This is a genomic window from Kitasatospora sp. NPDC056531, from assembly GCF_042794375.1.
Classification (GTDB): domain Bacteria; phylum Actinomycetota; class Actinomycetes; order Streptomycetales; family Streptomycetaceae; genus Kitasatospora.
Genome location: NZ_JBHTTU010000029.1, coordinates 54,467 through 76,837, shown reverse-complemented (window position 1 = coordinate 76,837; position 22,371 = coordinate 54,467). Strand labels below are relative to the sequence as shown.

General features: G+C 70.9%; 19 protein-coding genes, 2 tRNA genes and 1 pseudogene. 8 read left to right on the top strand and 14 right to left on the bottom strand.

Features of this window, described 5'->3' with window-relative positions; translation table 11 throughout:
* Nucleotides 1-32: 32 nt before the first annotated feature.
* Together ACFQ87_RS23680 and ACFQ87_RS23675 are read right to left on the bottom strand one after the other, a co-directional pair.
* The gene (locus tag ACFQ87_RS23680; protein ID WP_380612783.1) at nt 33-2,498 is read right to left on the bottom strand and encodes a transglycosylase domain-containing protein; all 2,466 of its coding nucleotides are present in this window, start codon (nt 2,496-2,498) and stop codon (nt 33-35) included.
* Between the two features lie 221 nt (nt 2,499-2,719).
* A tRNA-Lys gene (locus ACFQ87_RS23675) sits at nt 2,720-2,793 on the bottom strand.
* 124 nt (nt 2,794-2,917) lie between these two features.
* Here ACFQ87_RS23675 and ACFQ87_RS23670 point away from each other — a divergent pair.
* A complete protein-coding gene (locus ACFQ87_RS23670) occupies nt 2,918-3,802 on the top strand; it encodes an alpha/beta fold hydrolase (RefSeq protein WP_380612782.1) in 885 nt (294 codons plus the stop codon).
* A 24-nt stretch (nt 3,803-3,826) separates the two neighbouring features.
* Here ACFQ87_RS23670 and ACFQ87_RS23665 read toward each other — a convergent pair whose 3' ends face one another.
* The 5 genes from ACFQ87_RS23665 to ACFQ87_RS23645 all read right to left on the bottom strand — a co-directional run bounded on the left by ACFQ87_RS23665 (nt 3,827) and on the right by ACFQ87_RS23645 (nt 8,803).
* Nucleotides 3,827-4,477 carry a GPP34 family phosphoprotein gene (locus ACFQ87_RS23665; protein ID WP_380612781.1) on the bottom strand — a complete coding sequence of 217 codons (651 nt, stop codon included), beginning with the start codon at nt 4,475-4,477 and terminating at the stop codon, nt 3,827-3,829.
* Between the two features lie 73 nt (nt 4,478-4,550).
* A tRNA-Lys gene (locus tag ACFQ87_RS23660) sits at nt 4,551-4,624 on the bottom strand.
* A gap of 85 nt (nt 4,625-4,709) precedes the next feature.
* Complete coding sequence (locus ACFQ87_RS23655) at nt 4,710-6,776, bottom strand: dipeptide ABC transporter ATP-binding protein (protein WP_380612780.1); 2,067 nt, start codon at nt 6,774-6,776, stop codon at nt 4,710-4,712.
* The gene (locus tag ACFQ87_RS23650) at nt 6,773-7,804 is read right to left on the bottom strand and encodes an ABC transporter permease (RefSeq protein ID WP_380612779.1); all 1,032 of its coding nucleotides are present in this window, start codon (nt 7,802-7,804) and stop codon (nt 6,773-6,775) included. Before ACFQ87_RS23650 ends, ACFQ87_RS23655 begins: the two co-directional genes overlap by 4 nt.
* A gap of 18 nt (nt 7,805-7,822) precedes the next feature.
* Nucleotides 7,823-8,803 carry an ABC transporter permease gene (locus ACFQ87_RS23645; RefSeq protein ID WP_380612778.1) on the bottom strand — a complete coding sequence of 327 codons (981 nt, stop codon included), beginning with the start codon at nt 8,801-8,803 and terminating at the stop codon, nt 7,823-7,825.
* A 347-nt stretch (nt 8,804-9,150) separates the two neighbouring features.
* Between ACFQ87_RS23645 and ACFQ87_RS23640 the strand changes: the two genes are divergently transcribed.
* Both ACFQ87_RS23640 and ACFQ87_RS23635 read left to right on the top strand, forming a co-directional pair.
* On the top strand, nt 9,151-10,854 hold the full coding sequence (locus ACFQ87_RS23640; RefSeq protein ID WP_380612777.1) for an ABC transporter family substrate-binding protein: 1,704 nt from the start codon (nt 9,151-9,153) through the stop codon (nt 10,852-10,854).
* A gap of 455 nt (nt 10,855-11,309) precedes the next feature.
* Entirely contained in the window at nt 11,310-11,459 is a 150-nt protein-coding gene (locus tag ACFQ87_RS23635) for a hypothetical protein (RefSeq protein ID WP_380612776.1), read from the top strand.
* On the opposite strand, the gene ACFQ87_RS23630 is transcribed toward ACFQ87_RS23635, so the two are convergent.
* Entirely contained in the window at nt 11,456-12,472 is a 1,017-nt protein-coding gene (locus ACFQ87_RS23630; protein WP_380612775.1) for a LysR family transcriptional regulator, read from the bottom strand. The genes ACFQ87_RS23635 and ACFQ87_RS23630 overlap by 4 nt on opposite strands.
* A gap of 225 nt (nt 12,473-12,697) precedes the next feature.
* On the opposite strand from ACFQ87_RS23630, the gene ACFQ87_RS23625 reads away from it, so the two are divergent.
* The 5 genes and pseudogenes from ACFQ87_RS23625 to ACFQ87_RS23605 all read left to right on the top strand — a co-directional run bounded on the left by ACFQ87_RS23625 (nt 12,698) and on the right by ACFQ87_RS23605 (nt 18,137).
* Nucleotides 12,698-13,984 carry an RNA-guided endonuclease InsQ/TnpB family protein gene (locus ACFQ87_RS23625; protein ID WP_380612774.1) on the top strand — a complete coding sequence of 429 codons (1,287 nt, stop codon included), beginning with the start codon at nt 12,698-12,700 and terminating at the stop codon, nt 13,982-13,984.
* Between the two features lie 39 nt (nt 13,985-14,023).
* Nucleotides 14,024-14,158 (top strand): annotated as a pseudogene (locus tag ACFQ87_RS23620) (snapalysin family zinc-dependent metalloprotease); the annotation flags it as partial.
* A 314-nt stretch (nt 14,159-14,472) separates the two neighbouring features.
* Nucleotides 14,473-15,096 (top strand): snapalysin, encoded by a 624-nt coding sequence (gene snpA / locus ACFQ87_RS23615; protein WP_380612773.1) that lies wholly within the window; start codon nt 14,473-14,475, stop codon nt 15,094-15,096.
* Nucleotides 15,097-15,215: 119 nt separating this feature from the next.
* On the top strand, nt 15,216-15,875 hold the full coding sequence (locus ACFQ87_RS23610) for a pentapeptide repeat-containing protein (protein WP_380612772.1): 660 nt from the start codon (nt 15,216-15,218) through the stop codon (nt 15,873-15,875).
* 192 nt (nt 15,876-16,067) lie between these two features.
* Nucleotides 16,068-18,137, top strand: coding sequence for a phosphocholine-specific phospholipase C (locus tag ACFQ87_RS23605; protein ID WP_380612801.1), 2,070 nt, complete (start codon nt 16,068-16,070; stop codon nt 18,135-18,137).
* Nucleotides 18,138-18,171: 34 nt separating this feature from the next.
* Here the strand turns inward: ACFQ87_RS23605 and ACFQ87_RS23600 are convergent, their stop codons facing one another.
* The 6 genes from ACFQ87_RS23600 to ACFQ87_RS23575 all read right to left on the bottom strand — a co-directional run bounded on the left by ACFQ87_RS23600 (nt 18,172) and on the right by ACFQ87_RS23575 (nt 22,135).
* The gene (locus tag ACFQ87_RS23600) at nt 18,172-18,786 is read right to left on the bottom strand and encodes a GNAT family N-acetyltransferase (protein ID WP_380612771.1); all 615 of its coding nucleotides are present in this window, start codon (nt 18,784-18,786) and stop codon (nt 18,172-18,174) included.
* Nucleotides 18,783-19,964, bottom strand: coding sequence for a hypothetical protein (locus ACFQ87_RS23595; RefSeq protein ID WP_380612770.1), 1,182 nt, complete (start codon nt 19,962-19,964; stop codon nt 18,783-18,785). Before ACFQ87_RS23595 ends, ACFQ87_RS23600 begins: the two co-directional genes overlap by 4 nt.
* Nucleotides 19,961-20,380, bottom strand: coding sequence for a hypothetical protein (locus ACFQ87_RS23590; RefSeq protein WP_380612769.1), 420 nt, complete (start codon nt 20,378-20,380; stop codon nt 19,961-19,963). Before ACFQ87_RS23590 ends, ACFQ87_RS23595 begins: the two co-directional genes overlap by 4 nt.
* Before the next feature lie 123 nt (nt 20,381-20,503).
* Nucleotides 20,504-21,352: a helix-turn-helix domain-containing protein gene (locus tag ACFQ87_RS23585; protein WP_380612768.1), complete on the bottom strand. Its 849-nt coding sequence runs from the start codon at nt 21,350-21,352 to the stop codon at nt 20,504-20,506.
* 14 nt (nt 21,353-21,366) lie between these two features.
* A complete protein-coding gene (locus ACFQ87_RS23580; RefSeq protein WP_380612767.1) occupies nt 21,367-21,885 on the bottom strand; it encodes a DUF6879 family protein in 519 nt (172 codons plus the stop codon).
* Complete coding sequence (locus ACFQ87_RS23575; RefSeq protein ID WP_380612800.1) at nt 21,866-22,135, bottom strand: hypothetical protein; 270 nt, start codon at nt 22,133-22,135, stop codon at nt 21,866-21,868. The genes ACFQ87_RS23580 and ACFQ87_RS23575 overlap by 20 nt, the downstream gene beginning before the upstream one ends.
* Nucleotides 22,136-22,371 lie beyond the last annotated feature (236 nt).

Genomic DNA, 22,371 nt, shown 5'->3' with positions numbered 1-22,371 from the left:
CCGAGGACCCCGGAGCCCGAGGACCCCGAACGTCAGTCGCCCGCCCCCGCCCCCGAGAGCGCGTCCGTCCCGCCGGTCGGCTGGGTGGTCGGACCGGTGGTCGGCCCCGTGGTCGGACCGGTGGTCGGCGTCGGCTGGGTGGTCGGCCGACCGGTGGGCCGCGAGGTGGGCTGGGTGGTCGGCTGGCTGGTCGGAGGAGCGGTCGGCCCGGTGGTCGCCCCGCCCGAGCCCGAGCCCGAGCCCGAGCCCGAGCCCGAGCCCGAGCCCGTGCCCGTGCCAGACCCGGAGCCCGAACCGGAGCCGTTGCCGCCCGACGTGTTGCCGCCGGAGTTGTCGCTCGGCGGGGTGCTAGCACCGGTGCCCGGGGTGGCGGCGCCGGTCGACGGGGCGGTGGTCGGCGTGCTCGGGGCGGTCGGCAGGTCGGTCGCGCCCGCGGAGTCGTCGCCGTCCGCCGGGGTCGCGAAGTCGCTCACCGGCTGGCCCTTGAGCGCGGCCTTCATGTAGCTGGTCCAGATCTGCGCCGGGTACTGGCCGCCCGCCGCGCCGTCGATCCCGCCGACGCCGCTCAGGCTGACCTGGGCGCCGGTGCCCGGGTCCTGGCCGAACAGCGCCACCGAGGTGACCAGCTCGGGGGTGTAGCCGACGAACCAGACGGACTTCTGGTCGTCGGTGGTACCGGTCTTGCCCGCTGCCGGACGGCCCAGTGCCTTCGCCCGCCAGCCGGTGCCGCCCGGGTCGCTGATCACGCCCTGGAGCATCGAGGTGACCTTGTCGGCGGTGTCCGAGCTGATCGCCTGGGTGGTCTTGTGCGCGGGCAGCGCCACGGCCTCGCCGCCGCGGTCCACCGACTGCACCAGCCACGGGGTGATCTGCTTGCCGCCGTTGTCCAGCGTGGCGTACACGCCGGCCATGTCGAGCACGCTCGGGGTGGCCGCGCCCAGCGGGATGGACGGCACCGGGTCCAGGCCCGGGGTGTTGCCGGGCAGGCCCAGCGCGACGCCGGTGTCCTTGACCTTCTGCAGCCCGGTGTCCTGCGCGAGCTGGGCGAAGGCCGAGTTGACCGACCAGTCGGTGGCCTGCTGCAGGCTGATCTGGCCGTAGCTCTTGTCGCCCTCGTTCGGCGGCGCGTACGGGGTGCCCTTGCCGCCGCGGACCTTGCGGCCGCTGGTGCCGTCGTAGACGGTGCGCGGGGTGACGGTCCGGCCGTCCTGGGTCTTGGCGTTGTTCTCGAAGGCGGCGGCCAGGGCGATCGCCTTGAAGGTCGAACCGGCCTGGTAGTCGCGCCGGGTCGCGTTGTCCACGTAGTGCTTCACGTAGTCGACGCCGCCGTACAGGGCGACGACCGCGCCGGTCTTCGGATCCACCGAGACGGCGCCGGCCTGGGCGGCCGCGTCCTTCTTCCGCTTGTCCGGGTTCAGGGTGTCGTGCAGCTGCGCCTGGACGGAGTCCTGCAGGGCCTGCTGGCGGGACGGGTCGATGCTCAGCTTGATCGTGTAGCCGCCCTTGGCCAGCTCGGTCTCGCCGATGACCCCGTTCGAGGTGAGGTACTGGGTGGCCGCGTCCACCAGGTAGCCGGACTGGCCGGACAGGCCCGGGTTGGGCTGCGGGTCCTTGACGTCGGGGAAGGTGGTCTTGGCCCGCTCGTCGGCGGAGAGCCAGCCCTCCTTGACCATGCCGTCCATCACGTAGTTCCAGCGGTTGACGGCGTTCTGCTTGCCCGCCGGGGTCGTGGTGGCCACGTCGTAGGCGCTCGGGGCGTTCAGCAGGGTGGCCAGGTACGCGCCCTGGGCCGGGTTGAGCGCGGAGGCGTCGATGCCGAAGTACGCCTGGGCGGCGGCCTGGATGCCGTACGCGCCGCGGCCGTAGTAGGAGGTGTTCAGGTAACCGGAGAGGATCTCGTCCTTGCTCTCGGTGGCGTCCACCTTGATCGCTATGAAGAGTTCCTTCACCTTGCGGGTGATCGACTGCTGCTGGCTCAGGTACGTGTTCTTCACGTACTGCTGGGTGATGGTGGAGCCGCCCTGGGTGCCCTCGCCGCTGGCGGTGTTGAGGGCGGCACGGACCAGGCCCTGCACGTTGACCGCGCCCTCGTTGTAGAAGTTGCGGTCCTCGGCGGCCAGCGCGGCGTGCTGGGCGGCGGGGGACACCTTGTCCAGGCCGACGTTCTGCCGGTTCATCTGGCCGGTGCGGGTGATCACCGAGCCGTCCGAGTAGAGCCAGGTGTTGCTCTGCGCGGTCGCGGCGGCGTGCGCGTCCGGGACCTTCACCAGCGCGACGCCCAGCGCGAACAGGCCGACGCCGAGCAGCAGGGCGGCGGCGAGACCGAGCAGGCTCAGCCGCCAGGTGGGTATGAGCCGACGCCAGCCGGTGCGCTTGGGCCGGCGCGGCTTCTTGCCGCCGGCCGCACCGCCGGTCGTACCGGTGGAGCGCTTGAACCGCTTGACCGGCCGGAGGCTGATCTTCGGCGTGCGGCCGCCGCCCTGGGTGTTCTCAGACATGGCGCGGCCTTCCTGCGGGCGGACCAGGCCAGCCTGCACAGACGGGGACATCGGTGGTCGGGGACCTTTGTCCCGATTCCGGTTTACTGCCCAGGACGAGCCGCGCGGACCGAATGGCTCCGCCGGAACGGCAATCGAGACCGACATCACACGCAAAACGGACGTCAAGGGCCAAAAAATCAGGGAGCCCCTCGCTGCTGCGAGAGGCTCCCCAATGTCTGTGCGCCGCCAGGGACTCGAACCCCGGACCCGCTGATTAAGAGTCAGCTGCTCTAACCAACTGAGCTAGCGGCGCTTGCTGACCTGGAAAACAATACACGGTTCCGAGAGGTGCCCCGAACCACCCCCGCTCCGCCCGGTGGTCGGGCGTCCGTTTCCTCCTGGTTGGGACAGAGTTCGCCGCTGGTTAGGGTGGAACCGTGCGCACCGGCCAGACCGCCTCCGACCCGCGGGCGCGCTTCCTGCGCGTCGACGGCGTTCCGCTGCACGTCCGCACCGAGGGCAGCGGCCCGGTCTGCCTGCTCACCGGCGGCCTCGGCAGCAGCTGGTTCGACTGGGACCTCGTCGTTCCGTTCCTCACCCCCTACCGCACCGTGGTCCGCTTCGACCGGCCCGGTTACGGGCTGAGCGCCGCCGAGCCCGCCACCGGGCGGCCCGCCCCGACGGCGGCCGGCGAGGCCGGGCGGATCCTGGCGGTGCTGGACGGCCTCGGGCTGGGCGGCCCCTGCACCCTGGTCGGCCACTCGCTCGCGGGCTTCCACGTGGAGGCCCTCGCCCGGCTGCACCCCGAGCGGGCCGCCGGGCTGGTGCTGGTCGACGGCAGCGTCGAGCCGGCGGCCCGCCCGTACCCGGCACCCGTCGCGCGCGACCTGGCGGCCCGGGCGGTGGCGGGCGCCGCGAGGGCGCTGGCGGTGCCGTACCTGTTCGGCCCGACCGCCCGCCGGGTGATGGCCAGGCGGGCCACCGTCCGCCGCGAGGACCTCGCCCCGGCGCCGCTGGCCCGGCACTGCTACCGCACGGGCCGGGCCCTGCGCGCCCTGCTCCGGGAGAACGGGCGCTTCCTCGACATAGCCGCCGAACTGGACGAACTGCGGCGCACCCGGCCGCTGCCGGAGGACCTGCCGATCACCGTGCTGGCCTCGGACGACGGCTGCCGCAACCGCCGCACCGAGAACTGGCTCGCCGAGCAGCGGGAACTCGCGGCCCTGCTCGGCGCCGACTACCGCACGACCGCCCCGGCCGGGCACCTGGTGATGTTCGACCGCCCGGACGCGGTGGCCTTCGCCGTGCTGGACACCCACTGAGGCCGCCGTCGGCGGCCGGCGCGCTCAATCGCTGGACATCTCCCGGATGACCGCCCGCACCGCCCGGGGGATGGGCAGGTCCCAGGCCAGCCGCCGGGCGACGCGTCTGATCGGTGCGCCGTCCCGGCCGGGGTAGAGGCGGCGCTCCAGCCCGGCCACGTCGATCAGGCCGGCCAGCTGCCGGTCCCGCTCCGCCGTCGGCAGGCCCGCCCCGCCGTCGGGCGCCAGCAGGGTCGCCGCCACGCGTGCGCGGATCTGCTGGGCGACGTCGGGTCGGGTCGTGAGGTAGCGCCGCCTCGGCAGGCCGAGGAACCGCGTCTCCTCGAGGGTGTAGAAGCCCTGCGTCACCAGCCGGTCGAGGTAGAACCGGTGGCCGGGCCGCTCCGGCACCCAGCGGACCGCGTGGGAGACCCAGGGCCGGAACCGGCTCTTGCCCTTCGCCTCCAACCGGGCCAGGATCCCGGCCGCGACCTCGTCCCGCGCGCCGAAGGGCTGGTAGCCGGTGATGCGCTCCTTCTCGACCGTGATGGCGCCGGTCACCAGCAGTTCGGCGAGGACGGCGCCGGCGATCACCTGGTTGAGATGGGCGGACGGGTCGCGGAACCGGCCGCGCGCCGGGTCGGCGCAGAGCAGCAGGAGTTCCTCGGGGAGGGGGCGGGCTTCGAAAGGGGTCACGGAGTCCAGCTCTACCCAGCCCGGAAACGCCTCAGGCCGTCCACTGGAGTGGACGGCCTGAGACCTTGCCATGTGCGCCGCCAGGGACTCGAACCCCGGACCCGCTGATTAAGAGTCAGCTGCTCTAACCAACTGAGCTAGCGGCGCTTGCTGACGTGGAAGACAGTACACGCCGCCGCCCCGATCCGCCGAATCGCATTCGAGCGGTGACGGAGGGTGATCAGCTCGGTGATCAGCTCATGGCTTCCTCCGGATAGTGGCAGGCCGCCTGGTGGTCCGCCTCCGCCCGGTCGGCGTCGAGCGAGGGCCGTTCCCGCTCGCACCGGGCCCGGGCCGTCTCCGGGAGCCCGGCGTGGAGCGGGCAGCGGGTGCGGAAGGGGCAGCCGGTGCGGCGCTCGGTGGGGGAGGGCGGGTCCCCGGCGAGCAGGATGCGGTCGCGGGCGCGCTCGGCGGCGGGGTCGGGCAGCGGGACGGCGGAGAGCAGCGCCCGGGTGTACGGGTGGCGGGGGCGGTCGAAGACGGCGGAGACCTCGCCCTGCTCGACCGTTTGTCCGAGGTACATCACGCTGACCCGGTCAGCGAGGTGCCGGATCACCGAGAGGTCGTGCGAGACGAACAGGTAGGAGAGCCCGAGCTCGACCTTGAGCGCCTGCAGCAGGTTGAGCACCCCGGCCTGGATGGAGACGTCCAGGGCGGAGACCGGTTCGTCGAGCACCAGCAGCTTCGGCCGGACGGCCAGCGCCCGGGCGATCGAGACGCGCTGGCGCTGCCCGCCGGAGAACTCGTGCGGGTAGCGCACGGCGTGGTCCGGGGCGAGACCGACCTGGCGCAGCAGTTCGGGCACCCGGCGGGCGATCTCCGCGCGCGGGGCGTGCTGGGCGCGCAGCGGTTCGGCGACGATGTCGCCGATCGGCATCCGGGGATCGAGGCTGGCCATCGGGTCCTGGAAGACGATCTGCAGCTGGGCCCGGAGCCGGTGGGCCTCGGCCCGGGTGAGCCGGGCGGTGTCGTGGCCGAGCAGTTCGATCCGGCCGGTGTCCGGGGCGCCGAGCTTCAGCAGTTCGAACAGGGTGGTGGACTTGCCGGAGCCGGACTCCCCGACCAGGCCGAGGGTCTCGCCCTCCCGCAGGTCCAGGTCGACCCCGTCCACCGCGTAGACCTCGCCGACCTTGCGCTTGAACACCGTGCCCTTGAGGAGCGGAAACGTTTTGCCGAGCCCGCTCACCGACAGCACCGGCGCCCGCGAGGAGCGGTCCTCGGCCGCGGTCGCGGTCGGCAGCTCAGGCACCGGGTACACCTCGCTCGGCGCGGGCCGCCGCTCGGCCAGCTCCGCCGACCGCACGCACGCGGCCAGGTGTCCCTCGGCGCCCTCCAGGACGGGCTCCGCCACCGAGCAGCGCTCCTCCGCCAGCGGGCAGCGCGCGGCGAACGGGCAGCCCGGCGGCAGTTCGGCCATCGGCGCGGGGGTGCCCGGGATCGGCACCAGCGGGCCGCCGTGCCCGTCCAGCCGGGGCAGCGCGCCGATCAGGCCGAGCGTGTACGGGTGGCGCGGCGCCGCGAACAGCTCGTCCACCGTCGCGGTTTCGACCACCCGGCCCGCGTACATCACCGCGACCCGGTCGGCCGTCCCGGCGATCACCCCGAGGTCGTGGCTGACCAGGACCAGTGCCGCGCCGGTCTCCCGCTGCGCGGTGCGCAGCACGTCCAGCACCTGGGCCTGGATGGTGACGTCCAGCGCGGTGGTGGGCTCGTCGGCGAGCAGGATGTCGGGCTGGTTGGCGACGGCCATGGCGATCATCGCGCGCTGGCGCATGCCGCCGGAGAACTCGTGCGGGAAGCTGTCCAGGGCCCGGTCGGGCGCCGGGATGCCGACCAGGTCGAGGAGTTCGGCGGCCCGGCGGCGGGCGGTGGCCTTGTCGACCTTCTGGTGGACGCGGACCGCCTCGGCGATCTGGTCGCCGATCCGGTAGACCGGGGTGAAGGCGGACAGCGGGTCCTGGAACACCATGGCGACCCGCCGGCCGCGGATCGCGGCGAGTTCCCGCCCGGGCAGCCCGACCAGCTCCCGGCCGTCCAGCCGCACCGAGCCGCCGACCCGGGCCGTGCCCGGCAGCAGGCCCAGCACGGACAGCGCGGTGACGGACTTTCCGGAACCGGACTCGCCGACGATGCCGAGCGTCTCGCCGCGCCGCAGGGTGAGGTCCACCCCGCGGACGGCGGGCACCGGGCCGCGCGGCCCGGCGAAGTCCACCCGCAGGTCCCGGACGGCGAGCAGCGGGGTCTCGACAACAGTGGTCACGAGCTCTTCCTCCGTGAACGACCCGAACGGCCGGAAGGGCCGGAACGGCCGAAACGACGTGAACGGCCGAAACGACGTGAACGGCCGGAACCGCGGCCGGCCGCCCCGGCGGTGGGGTCGAGGGCGTCGCGCAGCCCGTCCCCGACCAGGTTGACGGCGAGCACGAACAGCACCAGCAGTCCGGCCGCGAAGTAGAACATCCAGGGGAACACCGGGGCCTCGGTGGTCCCGGCGGCGAGCAGGGTGCCGAGCGAGACGTCCGGCGGGCGGACGCCGAAACCGAAGTAGGAGAGCGCGGTCTCGCTCATCACCGCGCCGCCGACCGCGATGGTGGCGTCGATGATGAGGAAGGAGGCGACGTTCGGCAGGATGTGCCGGCTGATGATCCGCAGCGGCCGGACGCCCATGAACCGTGCGGCGCGCACGAATTCGCGTTCGCGCAGGGAGAGGGTCATCGAGCGGACCACCCGGGCGGTGATCATCCAGTTGAACAGGGCGAGCAGCAGCACGAAGGCGATCCAGCCGCTGCCGCGCAGCCGGGGCGAGACGATGGTGATGATCAGGAAGCTGGGGAAGACCAGCAGCAGGTCCACCAGGAACATCAGCAACCGGTCGGTCCAGCCGCCGAAGTAGCCGGCGCAGGCCCCGACCAGCGAGGCCAGCACGGTGGAGAAGAGGGCCACCAGCAGCCCGATGATCAGCGACTTCTGCAGTCCGCGGACGGTCTGCGCGAACACGTCCTGGCCGACCCCGTTGGTGCCGAACCAGTGTTGGCCGGAGGGCGGTTGGTGCAGCGCGGTGAAGTCGGGGGTGGCGTAGTCCCAGGGCGTCAGGAACGGTCCGCCGAAGGCGAGCACGAACAGCAGCAGGATCAGGACGGCCCCGACCACGGCGCCGCGGGCGGCGAGCAGCCGGGTGAGGACGAGCCGCCCCCGTCCGGCGGCCGGGGGCCGCCCGGCATCGCCCGAGGAGCCGGGAGGCCCGGTCGGGGAATCGGAGTCGGCTGACTCGGCAGTGACGACGGTCATCGTAAGGATCACCTCCGGTCAGGACCGCACGCGCGGGTCGAGGGCGGCGTGCAGGGTGTCGGCCAGGAAGCCGGAGGCGAGCACGACGACGGCGGTGAACAGGTTGATCGCCACCACCGAGTTGACGTCCTGTTCGTTGATCGACTGGATCAGCCATTCGCCCATGCCGTGCCAGCCGAAGATGGTCTCGGTGAAGATCGCGCCGGTGAAGATGCCCAGGAAGCTGTAGGCGAACATGGTCGACATCGGGATCACGGCGGTGCGCAGCCCGTGTTTGAGCAGGGCCCGGCGGCGAGTGAGGCCCTTGGCCTCGGCGGTGCGCAGGTAGTCGGAGCCGAGCACGTCGAGCATGGTGCCGCGCTGGTAGCGGCTGTAGGTGGCGAGGCCGCCGAGGGCGAGCGAGACGGTGGGCAGCAGCAGGTGCAGCGCCCAGTCGGCGAGGTGGGCGCCGAGGCCGCCGGCCAGCCCGGGGGTCTCGTAGCCGGTGAACGGGATGACCTCGTGGCCGGCCGCGTCCTTGGCGGCGATCGCGCCGTTCTTGAGGAACAGCGCGACCAGGAAGACCGGGGTGGAGAGCAGCACGAAGGACAGCACGGTGAGCAGCCGGTCGGAGATCCGGTACTGGCGCACGGCGCTCCAGGCCCCGGCGGCGACGCCGAGGACGGCGCCGAGCAGGCTGCCGAGCAGCAGCAGCCGCAGCGAGACCCAGACCCGGCGGCCGAAGTCGTCGTTGACCGGGGTGTCGTGGATGGTGCGGCCGAGGTCGCCGTGGAGCAGGCCGCCGGCCCAGTGGCCGAAGCGCTCGACCACCGGGGTGTGGTCGTTCAGGTTGAGCGCGGTGAGCTGGCGTTCGACCGACTCGGCGGACGGGCGGGGGACTTTGGCGTCGAAGTAGGTGCGCGGCTGCAGGGCGCTCGCGGAGATCGCGTACGCCAGGAAGACGGCGGCGAGCAGCAGCGCGGCGTAGTAGCTCAGCCGCTTCGCCAAGTAGCGGAGCATCAACGGCCGCCCGGGGTCTGAGCGGGGCCGACGCGTCTGGTGGGCATCGGGTGGTGGCCTTCGGTCGGGGCCCGGTCAGGGCGTCAGATGGCAGGGGAGAAAGGGGAGTTGGAGAAAGCGCAGGTCAGAGTGAAGCACCCGGGGACGGCGGGGGTGTTGCGGCGGGATTGCCCCCTGTGACTTTTGGATCAGGCGTGCGCTCCTCCCCCTGGTGGCGGATCTGATCCGCTGTTACGTTCCTCTGGCTCGGTGCCGGATTGAGTGCCCACGCTCAAGCCCGGTCATGCCTCGTGCGACCCAACTCCTGCCACGAACCGACTCCTGCCACGAACCTCAGGGGGACCCTCATGGACGCTTCCACCCCGACCCGCCGCCTCGGTCGGGCGGCCGTTCTCGCCGCCGCCGTCGCGCTCGCCGTCACCGCGTGCACCTCGGGCGGGAGCGGCTCGGCCGACGACGTGGCCAAGAGCGAGCCGCCGAGACAGGACTCCCAGGACATCAACGCCAAGCCGCTGGACCAGGTCAAGGACGGCGGCGAGGTGCGCTTCTCCCTGGACCAGTGGATCACCCAGTGGAATCCGCTCCAGGTGGACGGCGGTACCTACACCGACACGGTGAACCTGATCCGCGCCGTGGAGCCGGCGCTGTTCGGCACCGACGCCTCCGGCACCTTCCAGCCGAACCCGGACTACCTGGTGGAGGCCAAGGTCACCTCGACCTCGCCGCAGGTGGTCACGTACAAGCTGAACCCCAAGGCCAAGTGGTCGGACGGCAAGCCGCTCAGCTACCTGGACTTCAAGGCGGACTGGCAGACCAGCAACGGCAAGGACCCGGCGTACAACATCAACGACCCGTCCGGTTACGAGCTGATCTCCGCGGTCGAGCAGGGCGCCGACCCGACCGAGGTGAAGGTCACCTTCGCCCAGCCGTACGCGGACTGGCAGAACCTGTTCCGCCCGCTGATCCCGGCCGCGGGCATATCCACGCCGGACGACTTCAACAAGGGCTGGCTGGAGAAGATCCCGATCACCGCCGGCCCGCTCAAGGTCGGCGTGGCGGACAAGACCGCCCAGACCCTCAGCCTGGTGCCGGACCCCGCCTGGTGGGGGACCAGGGCCAAGCTCGACAAGATCACCTTCCGGGTGATGGACAAGTCGGCGAGCATCCAGGCCTACCTCAACAACGAGATCGACCTCGCCTCGGCCGGCACCGCCACCGCGTACGGGCAGCTCAAGAATGCCAAGGACACCGTGATCCGGGCCGCCAGCCCGTGGGACGAGGTGCACATCTCCTTCGGCGGCAACGGTGCGCTGGCGGATCAGAAGGTCCGCCAGGCGCTCGGCAGGGCGCTCGACCGCTCGGCGCTGATCAAGATCGCCAACAACGGGGTGCCGGTGGAGTTCAAGCCGCTCGGCAACCACATCATCATGCCCAACCAGGCCGGCTACCAGGACAACTCGGGGGACTGGGCCAAGTTCGACCTCGCCGCCGCCAAGAAGCTGCTGGACGAGGCGGGTTGGAAGGAGTCCGGCAGCGAGCCGCGCACCAGGGACGGCCAGTCGCTGGAGCTCCACTGGGTGCTCAGCGACGGCACCCCGCAGGCGCAGCTCGACCTCGCCACCGCGGCGGCGGCGATGTGGCAGGCGGCCGGGGTCAAGGTCGACCTGGACAAGGTGCCCGCCAACGACTTCTTCGCCAAGTACGTGACCCCGGGCAAGTTCGACCTCGCGAGCTGGCGCAACACCGACTCCTTCCCGAACTCCAAGAGCCTGGCCAACTTCCGCCTGCCGGTGGGCGACAACTCCTTCCAGAACCAGTCGCGCCTGGGCAGCCAGGAGATCGACGACCTGCTGAAGAAGGCGGCCGGAACAATCGACCCGGTGGAGGCCGCGAAGCTCTACAACCAGGCGGACGCGAAGATCTGGGAGCTCGGCCACACCGTCGAGCTCTACCAGCGGCCGGTCGTGGTGGCGGCGCGCAAGGGACTCGCCAACTACGGTGCCTTCGGCCTCGGCTGGGAGGACTACAGCAAGGTCGGCTGGGAGAAGTAGCCGGGGCCGCCGAGGCGGCGAGGACGACCGCACGGCAGGCGCTGGCGAGCAGCGCGGTGATCACGAGGCCGGTGGCGCGGACACGGGTAGGTCGGCGCTGCCGCCCCCGCTGTCCTGCCACCGGCCTTGACCTTCCGCGTTGCCCGCAGGCCGCCCGTGTCATGGGGCCCCGCAAGGCCCGCGCTCGCTTCCAACCGGGGACGAATCTAGCCGGGCGCCGGGGCCGGTCGCGGTACAGCGCGCGGGGCGCGCCCGGAAACCCGCCGCGCTGTCACCCGGTTCGCGCACCGAAGCGTCAACTACGGCTGACGGTAAGGAGAAAGGGGACATACAAGGGCATCGTGCCCGGGTTTGGGCGGGGCTGCCGTACGGCGAACGTACCCGTGTACGACCCGGCGGGCGCACCGGCGTGCGTACCGCGCCGGTGCGTGCGCCGGCCCCGAGCCGCTGCCAGGATGCGCGGGGATGGCGGGCCCTCCCGGGCCGCTCCCTGCACCGCGTTCGGCGGCTCCGGGGTGCTGGCGGCGGGCCTGGTCTGCGCGCTGGCGGTCGCGGTGGGCGTGCTGATCCACAGCCGGGAGAGCCGGGCCTCAACGGGGCTCTAGAGACGCCCCAGCAGCACCGGTTCGTGCCGCGCCAACCAGGCCAGGTAGACCGGGTTGACCTTGGCCAGATCCAGGTAGGCGGCGCGCAGTTCGCCGTACAGCGCGTCCAGGGCGGGCGGGCTGAGCGCGTGCGGGCGCCAGGTGAACAGCAGCCGGACGGTCAGCGGGTCCCCGTGCACCGGGCGGACCACGGTGCCGGGCCCGGGCAGTGAGGTCGGCTGGCAGGGGCGGACGGCCTCGCCGGAGGCGACCAGCTCGGCGGCGGTGGCGTTGTCCCGCACCTGCACCACCCGGGGGTTGAGCCCGGCCTCGCTGAACACCCGGCGCATCGCCGCGTACTCGTGGTCGGCGGTCGGGTCCACCATCCAGGTGTCCTCGGCGAGGTCGGCCAGGTGGACGACCGGACGGGCGGCGGCCGGGTGGCCGGCGGCGAGGGCGACGAACTGCGGCTCCCGGGCCATCAGCACCCGGTGCTCGGTGTCCGGCGGCACCCGCAGCGGGAAGCCCTCGCTCTCGTAGACGAAGGCCACGTCCAGCTGGTCGGCGGCGACCATCCGCAGCAGCGCGCTGGCGGAGATGTCGACGTGGATGGTGGTGTCGGTCTCCGGCAGCCGCTCGTGCACCCGGCGCAGCCAGGCCGCGACCGCCCGGCTGCCGACGCTGCCGATGCGCAGCCGACGCTGCCGGCCGGGCCCGGCGGCGTCCCGGGCCTCCTGCCGGGCGGCGGCCACCAGCGCGGCCATCTCGCTGATCACCGGCCGGGCCCGGGACAGCACCGAGTGGCCGAGCGCGGTGGGCCGGCTGCCGGTCTGCTCGCGGGTGAACAGGGTTCCGCCGATGGCCCGTTCGATGCGGTGCAGCTGGGTGGTGAGGGAGGGCTGGGTCATGCCGAGCTGGAGCGCGGCCTTGCGGAGGCTGCCGGTGTCGGCGATCGCGCACAGCACCCGGAGGTGTCTCACGTCGAGCTCCACGACGGGAGCATAGACGTCGTCGCGCCGCCTCGCCAAGGACATGACAGGAAATCAAGGGTGCGGCGGAGCCGATCCGGAGCGCTGTGCGGCCGGGCTATTGCTGGTTGACATCATCCACGACCGATGTGATTCATGCGGATCGGATGGGCATCGGTGAACATGTTGCGTCGATGCTTAGTCGCGGAACCAGGTAGACGTGCAGCGGAAGCGCACAGTGCCGATCTTCGGGTTGACAGTCATAGACGGACTTTACGTACGTTGATCACCGTGAAGGCCGACATGGGGCGCCGGTACCGTTTGTACCCCACTGTGGAGCAGGAGGAGATCCTGACCCGCTGGGGGCACACCTGCCGCGCCCTGTGGAACGTGGCTCTGGAACAGCGCCGCTACCTGTGGCGGCAGCGCGGTGTGACCCTGATGGGATCGGCGCAGTGCAGGCAACTCGCCATCGCTCGTTCCGAGCTGGACTGGATGGCTGATCTGCCGTCCGAGTGTGGTCAGCGGGTGCTGGCGAACCTGGACGCGGCCTACCTGAACTTCTGGAACCCCAGTCATCCGGCAGGCTTCCCCACCCGGAAGAAGCGCGGGGACAGGATGAGCATTCCGTTCAAGGGCCAGTACATCGAGGTCCGCAAACTCAACCGGCACTGGGCCGAGGCCAGGCTCCCGAAGCTCGGATGGGTCCGCTTCCGGCTCTCCCGCGCGCTCGGGGGTGTGATCCGCAACGCCACTGTGTCCCAGGACGGAACCGGCTGGCACATCGCCTTCGGCATCCACACGGGACACGCTCCTGGCGCACCAAACGGCAAGCCCGGTTGCGGCGTCGACTTCGGAGTCGCGGCCTCAGCGTTCGTCTCCACCGAGACCACTGCCCGCCTCATGCCGCCCACACTCACCCCGGCCGAACAGGCCCGGCTCAAGCACCTGGAGCGCAGGAAGGCCAGACAACTCACCTACGCCAAGAAGCACAACGGCGGCCGGTACTCCAACCGGCTCCGCACGACCACGGCCCAGATCGCCAAGCTCAGGACCCGGCAGGCCAACCGTCGCCAGGACTTCACGCATAAGCTCACCACCGACCTCGCCCAAAACCACGGCTTCGTCGGCATCGAAGACCTGCGCGTGAAGAACATGACCAAGGCGGCCAACGGCACCATGGACGCCCCCGGGAAGAACGTCGCCCAGAAGGCGGGTCTCAACCGATCCATCCTTGACAACGCGCCCGGCGAACGCAGACGGCAACTGGAGTACAAGTGCCGGCTGTACGGCTCCCGGCTGATCCCTGTCCCGGCGTTCCACACCTCCCAGACCTGCGGCAACCCAGCATGCGGCAAAGTCGATCCCGACAGCCGCCCCGGCTGCGGCCGAATGTTCCGCTGTGTGCACTGCGGCTGGGAAGACGACGCCGACCACAACGCCTCGGTCGAGATCGAGGCCCGAGCCCGCCGGACGGGTGGCTCGGTCATCAACAGCACGCGCAGCGCCAGATCGGTGCGAGTCCCGGCCACACGCCGGAGGCGGACGCGTGAAGCCCTACCGGCCGCCAGCGGGTAGCCAAAGGGAATCGCCCCCGTTCGCGGGGGCGAGGATCGTCACTACTCCGGCCCGTGCAGTGAGCTGATGTCGGGCCACGGCCCGGGCCCGTCCTGCACCAACGCGCACCCCGACGCCGACGAGAGCGCCCAGGTCGACGCGCTCTGGGCGAACGGCGTGGCAACCGCGAACTGAGCGTACTACCAAGCGAATCAGGGCGCGGCGAGCCGCCCGGCCGGAAACGGGCGCCCCGCCGCAGTGGGTACTTCCCCGCCTCGGAGCCTAGCCGCCGGCGGAACGGAATGCCAGGGGCATGGGCGAGTCAAGACAAGGAAAAGTCGACTCAAATCCATGGGGTCGCAGGGGTATTGGGCCGAGCTATCGCGGGTTGACATCATCCGCCCGGTCGCCGCGCTGCCCGAAGCTCTGGGGACATCACCCGTTCACCAGGTGTCCCCCAGGGTCGGTCCCCAACCGGCCACGGCACCGCAGGAATCGGAGCCCCCCACATGAAGCGATCCTTGCTGTCCGCCACCCTCGGCCTGGCCCTCGCGGCCGGCCTCGCCGTGCTGCCCGCGACCGCGGCGTCCGCCGCCCCGGCCGCGCCGGCGGTACAGGGCTACACCGCCTCGACGTATGCCGGTTCGGCCGCCGAGACAGCGGACAACCAGGCGTTCTTCCAGGCCGTGATGGCCTCCGCCAAGGCCAAGCAGGCCGCCAATCCGGGCCTGGCCACCGTCGTGGTCACCTACGACGCCAGCTCCGCTCCGTCGTTCCGTACCCAGATCGCCAACGCCGCGCAGATCTGGAACAGTTCGGTCAAGAACGTGCAGCTGCGGTCCGGCTCGGCCGCCGACTTCCGCTACTACGAGGGCAACGACAGCCGCGGCTCCTACGCCAGCACCGACGGGCACGGGCGCGGCTACATCTTCCTGGACTACCAGCAGAACCGGCAGTACAACCCGGTCCGGGTGACGGCCCACGAGACCGGGCACGTGCTCGGCCTGCCGGACCACTACTCGGGCCCGTGCAGCGAGCTGATGTCGGGCGGCGGCCCCGGCCCGTCCTGCACCAACCCGTACCCGAACAGCACCGAGCGCAGCCGGGTCAACTCGCTCTGGGCGCGCGGCTGATCCGCTGAGCACCCCTCGGACCGGCCGCACGCCGCCGCGGTCGGTCCGAGGCCTTGTCGGTGCCGCGTGCGAGCATGCGGACGAGACCCGTTCGCCCCCGATCGCAAGGTGCCGCCGCCATGCCCCAATCCGTCCCCGACCGCCTCGCCGACCTCCCGTACGCCGAGCTGCTGCGCCCGCACACCGGCCCGCTGCGCAGCGACGCGCGGTACGACACCGCGCACTTCGACGGCGGTGAGCGCACCGACGAGTCGGGCGCCGGCGCGACCTTCCTGGAGTGCGCCTTCACCGGGGTCTCGCTCAGCGGGGTCAAGCTGCGCCAGGCCCGGTTCAACGAGGTCTGGGTGCAGGCCGGCCGCTGGGTGGCCTGCGATCTGAGCGACACCGAGTGGCAGGACAGCGCCTTCGTCGGCGGCGTGCTGGCCGGGATCGCCGGCTACGGCTCGGCACTGCGCCGGGTGGTGTTCCGCGGCTGCAAGCTGGAGGCGGTCAACCTGCGGTCGGCCGTGCTGCGGGACGTCGTGTTCGAGGACTGCCTGCTGCGCGACGTGGACTTCGGCGAGGCCAAGCTGACCGGGGTGTCCTTCCCCGGCTCGACGCTGGAGGAGGTCCGGCTGCGCGGGGCGGCCCTGAGCAAGACGGACCTGCGCGGCGCCGCCCGGCTCGGGCTCGCGGACGGCCCGCACGGGCTGCGCGGGGCGGTCATCAGCTCCACCCAACTGCTGGAGCTGGCGCCGCAGTTCGCCCACGCACTGGGCATCGAGGTCAAGGACCGCTGAGTCACCTCGGTTCCTCCCTGGCAGGTCCTCCGGACGTTCAGCCCGGCGTCGCTCGGTGACGCCCGGCCGAACAGTCCGCCAAACCTGCTGCACGCATCTGGTGGGCCGCTCCGGCCGCGGTGGAGACTGCTCCGCGATCGATGGCCTCGAGTTGTGCACACAACATCGCCAGTGAAGGGACGGACCGGGCTGATGGCCGAGTTGAGTCGTAGGAAGTTCGTCACGCTGTCCGGCGCCGCCGCGGCCGGTCTCACGGTGGCCGGCACCGGCGCCGCGGGGGCCGCCCCGAGCGCCGCCGCCGCGACCGCCTCCACCACCGCGCTCACCACGACCGGCACCATCACCGACGTCCAGCACGTCGTGATCCTGATGCAGGAGAACCGGAGCTTCGACCACTACTTCGGCACCCTCAAGGGTGTCCGCGGCTTCGCCGACAAGGCCACCATCCAGATCTCCGGCGGCTACAGCGTCTTCAACCAGCCGAACGGCCTGTTCGCCCGCCAGTACCCGTGGGCCTTCAACCCCTCGGGCAACAGCGGCTCCCCGGAGACCACGGCGCAGTGCAACGGTGACCTCTCGCACGCCTGGTCCGACCAGCACAAGGCCTGGAACGGCGGCAAGATGGACTCCTGGGTGTCCGCCAAGGGCACCGTCCGAACCCTCGGCTACCTGCAGCGCGCCGACATCCCGTTCCACTACGCGCTGGCCGACAACTGGACCATCTGCGACGCCTACCACTGCTCGGTGCTGAGCGCGACCGGCCCCAACCGCACCTACCACTGGAGCGGGATGATCGACCCCGCCGGCACGGCAGGCGGCCCCGCCTACGACGGCGGCTCCGAGTCCAACCTGCGCTGGCAGACCTACGCCGAGGCGCTGGAGAACGCCGGCGTCAGCTGGAAGGTGTACCAGAACGCCAGCGACAACTTCGGCGACAACGCCCTCGCCTACTTCAGCCAGTTCACCGGCGCCCCGGCCGGCAGCCCGCTCGCCGTCAAGGGCATGGGCTCGGTGCCCAGGGTCACCGGCCGGACCCCGGACGACATCGCCGCCGCGATCAGGGCCGACGTGCTGAACGGCACCCTGCCGCAGGTCTCCTGGATCGTCGCCGACCAGCAGTCCTCCGAGCACCCCTACGCCACCCCCGAGGACGGCGCGCACTTCGTCCACATGGTGATGGACGCCCTGAACGCGGACGCCAACGTGTTCAACTCCACCGTTCTGCTGATCAACTACGACGAGAACGACGGTTTCTTCGACCACGTCCCGCCGCCGGCGGCACCCTCCGGCACCGCGGGCGAGTTCTACAACTCCACCAACATCGGCCTCGGCTTCCGCGTCCCGCTGATCGCCGTCTCCCCGTGGAGCCGCGGCGGCTGGGTCAACTCCGAGACCTTCGACCACACCTCGGTGCTGCGCTTCCTGGAGGTGTGGACCGCCGCCATCGGCAAGCCCGCCACCAGCCCCAACATCAGCGCCTGGCGCCGCCAGGTCTGCGGCGACCTCACTTCGGTCTTCGACTTCGCCAATCCGGTGTACGGCATGCCCTCGCTGCCCGACACCTCGCAGACCATCGGCCTGTCCACCTGCGGCCCGCTGCTCAACCCCTCGCCCGCCAACAACGCGCTGCCCGCGCAGGAGCCCGGCACCCGTCCGGCCCGCGCCCTGCCGTACCAGCCCAACGCCAACCTGGACCACTGGGACACCAACGCCAGCGGCGTCATGCACGTCTGGCTGAAGATGTCCAACGACGGCGCCGCCCGCGCCGCCCACTTCGCCGCCTACGCCAACGCCTACCGCAGCGGCGGCCCCTGGCAGTACACCGTCGATTCCGGCAGCCCGGTCACCGACTTCTTCAACTGCGGCACCAACGGCTTCGGCAACGGCAAGTACGACCTGACCGTGGTCGGCCCGAACCGGTTCCTGCGCCGATTCACCGGCGACCTCACCCAGCCGGGTAAGAACGCCGCCGTCACCGCCTCGTACGCGGTCGAGCCGGGCACGGGCCAGCTGGCGGTCTACTTCAAGATGGCCAACTCCGGCAGCACGCCGATCACCTTCACCATCACCTCCAACAACTACCGGACGGACGGCCCCTGGACCTACCAGGTGCCGGCCGGCGGCAGCGTCAGCGACTACTTCAACGCGGTGGCGTACACCAACGGTTGGTACGACTTCACGGTGACCGTGGATGTCGACAGCAGCTGGTCGCAGCGCTTCACCGGCCACCTGGAGACGGGCACACCCAGCGTCAGCGGCTGACGGCCGCTCTTGCTGCGTAGAACGCGAGGCCCCACTACCCGCTCCGGGTAGTGGGGCCTCGGGCGCGTGATCGGACTGCCGCCGGGCCCGCTGTGTGAGCGGGACCGGCGCGTCCGATGATTCGGTTGAAGGCGGCGTGGATGTCGATCAGGCCGAGCATGAGGACGGCGCGCGGCATGCTGCCGGCTGCTTGAGGCGGCCGGATGGCGTAGGTGGTGAATCCGGCGTGCTCGCCGGTCGGGGCGAATCCCGCCTTGAGGAGGACGCGGCCGGAGGCCGGGTTGTCCGGGTGGTGCTTGGCGTGGATCTCGGGCAGCCCGAGGTGGCCGAAGCCCAGGGCGAGGATCCTGCGGACCGCTTCGGTGGCGTGGCCCTTCCCCCAGGCGTCCACGCGCAGGATGTAGCTGAGTGTGGCGACGGGGCGGTCCAGGTGGAGCTTGATGATCCCGAGTAGGTCGCCGTCGAGGTCGAGGCCCAAGACGTAGACTGACCGCGGGGATTGGATGGCTGAGGCCGCCGCGTCGCGTGCGGCCTTGCGGGCTTCGGCGGCGTCCATCGGTCTTCGCCCGAGGAACCTGGTCGATTCCGGGCTGTAGATCCGCTGTAGGGCGGCGGCGTCGTCCGGGGTCAGCTCTCGCAGTGCGATCACTCGCCCACCGCTTGCACAAGGGTGGCCAGCTCGGCGGCGGTCGGCCGGTCGTCGGGATCGGCCAGCAGGACGAACCGCAGCCGGGCCTGGAGTGCAGGCCAGGGCATCAGGGAGGACATCGGGACGGCCTTGGCGGCGATGGCCTCGCGAATCGCGTTCGCCGGCGTTCCCCGGCCGAGTCCGGCGGCCTCGTAGTCCAGCGGCCAGTTGCCCGTGGCGCAGGTCCACAGGGTGCCGGCGAGGGCGTAGACGTCGGCGGCCTGTGTCGTGTCGACGGGTTGGGGACCAGCGGTGATCCGAGCGGCCAACTCTGGGGAGGTGAGGTGGACCATCGTTCCCTCGAAGATCATCCACGGGGTGATGCCGATCTGCCGGGACCAGGCGAAGTCGAGGAGGTGGACCGCGCCGTCCTCGCCGTGGATGCCGTGCTGGGGCTGGAGGTCTCCGTGCACCCACCCTTCGGTGTGGAGGTCTGCTACGGCGCGGCACAGCCCGACCGCAGCGGCCACGGCATCGTCCAGCCCTCCTTCGCCCTTGCGCATGGGGCGGAAGGCCTGCCAGGTGGACGGTCCGACCAGCCACGGGGTGACGAACCAGGCGCCGTTGTCGAAATGGCCGGCGGTCACGGTGTAGCCGGGGAGCTGGTCCAGCACGGAGGCTTCGCGCGCGGTGACCTCGGTGGCCTCGCCGGTGCCGAGCTTGATGCTCGCGATGCCCTGCGGACCGGTCGCCTTCCAGACCGACGAGCCCCGCCGGTTGCTGATCTCCTTCCCGAACATCACGCCGACCTGGCTGTAGAGGTTCTTCAATGCCCAATGTGGCCAGTTCAGCAGCTCGCGGTGGTCGGCGTCGGCACACTGTCCGAGCAGCACCACGTTCTCGCACACCAGCGCGCCGAACGGTCGGGCCATCAGGGGGCGAATCCACTCCGCTGCCTGCACGCCCGCGTAGAACAGTTCCGCTTCGACGGCGTACCGGTGCGTGTCGGGCGCGATCTCGTAGACGGTCCACCCGGTCATACCGCGCGCCGTGGACGGCTGGAGGAACGGGCAGGACTGCTGCATGGCGGGGAGGTAGCCGCTCACGTGCACGCTGGCCGGATTCTCCGTCCGGGCCTCGGTGAGGCGGAGCGCCCCGGCAGTCGGCCGGGACGCTCCGCCGGATGGTGCGGTGATCACCAAGTGGTCGCCGCCGGGGTCAGGTCGTCGCCGTCGCCGGGCGACGGCGAGCAGTCCCACTCCGCCCAGACCTCGCCCGTCTCGCGGTAGCGGGCCAGGGCCTCGGTGTTGACCACGCCGTCGGCGTCGGTGAACCAGATCTCCGGCAGGGTGCTGTACGCCTCCTCGTACGCGCTCACCCAGGAGATGAAGCCGACGCCTGCGCTCTCGACGTGAGCCAACGTGCGGCCGGCGTGCTGGACGGCGAACGCCTCGTGCGCGGCCGGGTCGTTGATGAGCTTGTGCCACGCCGTGTCGATGGCGGCCGAGAACATCTCAGGCGCGGCCTGGCCTGCGTCGAGACGACGCGCGGCGATCGTGAAGAACTTGCCCAGCTCGTCCAGCTCGGTGCTGGACTTGATGGTGGCGGTGCTCACGGGCCTCTCCAATCGGGTTGGCTCTGCTCGCCTGGGAGGACGAGCGGTAGTGCCTAGACCGTAGGGAGGAGGCGAAGGACACACCCACGAGGTTCTGCGAGATTCCACGCCGGTTTGCGTCGGTCACGCGATCGCGGCGAGGGCCGCGGTGATCAGCCTGCGCGCCGCAGCCCCGTGGACTGCGATGGCGGCCAGCTCTGCGAACGCCTCGGCGTAGAGCGATATCTCGCTGGGTTGTCTGATGGTCAGATAGCCGGAGATCAGCTCGACGTTCACCTGAGCAGCGTCGTAGATCCAGAAACCCTCGGTCGGCCAACGCATGCGATCGACGCCAGTGGGCACCACACCGAGACTGACATTTGGCAGAAGGCCAATAGCCATGAGGTGATGCAGTTGATCCTGCATCACGACCGTTCCGCCGATCCCGCATCGCAGGACCGACTCCTCAATCAGGAAGGCAAATCGTCGATCACCTTCGTGCAGCACCCTCTGGCGGGCCATCCGGGCAACCACTGCTGCGGCTACGTCGTCGGTCAGCCCTCGTCGCTGCTGGATCGCCCGAAGAGCCGCCGTGGTGTACCCGGGGGTCTGGATCAGGCCGGGCACCAGCCAAGACGAGTAGGCGCGAAAGCGGCGGGTTCGTTCGTACAGCGGTAGCCGGGCCTCTTGTGCTTGCTTCAGTCCAGCGCGCTCCATCCTCCGCCACTCAACGAACATGCCGGCGACGGTTCGCAGCATGGCGATGAGGTCTGCGATCTGGCTCTCGGCATCACACGCGCGGCACCAGAGCCGGATGTCGTCTTCGGAGGGAGGGGTGCGTGCGTTCAACAGCCGGGACACCTTGGACGGATACCAGCCGCACGCGGCGGCCAGTTCGGTGCCCTTGAGTCCGGCGTCCCGCTGGATCTCGCCGAGGCGATCGGCGAGATCCTGGCGGGCGCTTTGGACACTTGATGACGACGAGAGGGCCATGGTGGAGTGCTGAATCAGACGGGCTGGTACTCCGCGTGGGGAGTGGCGCGCTCCCAGGCTGCCTCGTACGCCGCCAAGTACTGCTTCGCCAGGGCAGGATCGGTTCGGACCTCCATGCGGGGCCCGACCCACTGCCCATCGCCGGTGAAGTGGTGCAGGATCACGATCTGTTCATCCATGACCCATCCGTCCAAGCCGGGCAACAGGAGATCGCCGGCGCGGGAGCGGGGTAGCCATCGAACGTCCTCACCCGCCTCGACGTTGGGGAACGTCACGTCGTACTCGTAGCGGATGTAGTCGGTCACCGGCTCGGAGACGACCCGCAGCCGGCGCATCTTGACTCCCCGGGACGTGGCTTCGACCACGACGTCGAGCCACGAGCGCCACCACGACTCTCGATTCGCGGGGTCGAGCCGTTTGCCGGCCTGCCAAGCGATGAACTCGGGGTCGTCCAGCATGTAGCTGTCACGCATCTCCAGATGGACCGCCGAGTGGTGCGCCTTGGCCAGCTGCTCACGAACCGCTGTTGCCACCGTCGTTGACCTCACTGTCCGGGCGGGGAATGAACTGGATCATGTTGGCGGGCAACCGGAACACGCCTTCGTGCTCGGGCACGTCTGTGGAGTGACCCGGGATGGAGCCGACCTCCTGGGCCTCCCTGATGGTGGCCTCGTCAGCCTTCCAGGACTGGATCACCAGGTCGCCGGTAGCCTCGTCCAGCCAGATGGTCGGCGAGCCATCATCAGGGGTGTTGGGGTAGATCCCGAGGAACTTCAGAGCCATTGCTGCCTCCTGCACGAAGGGATTCCACACGGTTCCACGACCATGGCGTACTGGATGATTCAGCGTCAAGGGCTGGTTGCGCAGCGTCACTGGATCGGTGTTGTAGACGCTGCGTACGTGCCGTCGGGACCCCCCCCCGGAAGAGCGGGGCCCAAGAGAGAAAAGGGGGTCGGGGGGGCTTTGTGGGGTTTCCCACCCCTCCCCAACCCCCCCCCCCCAGCCCCCTAAACCCCCCC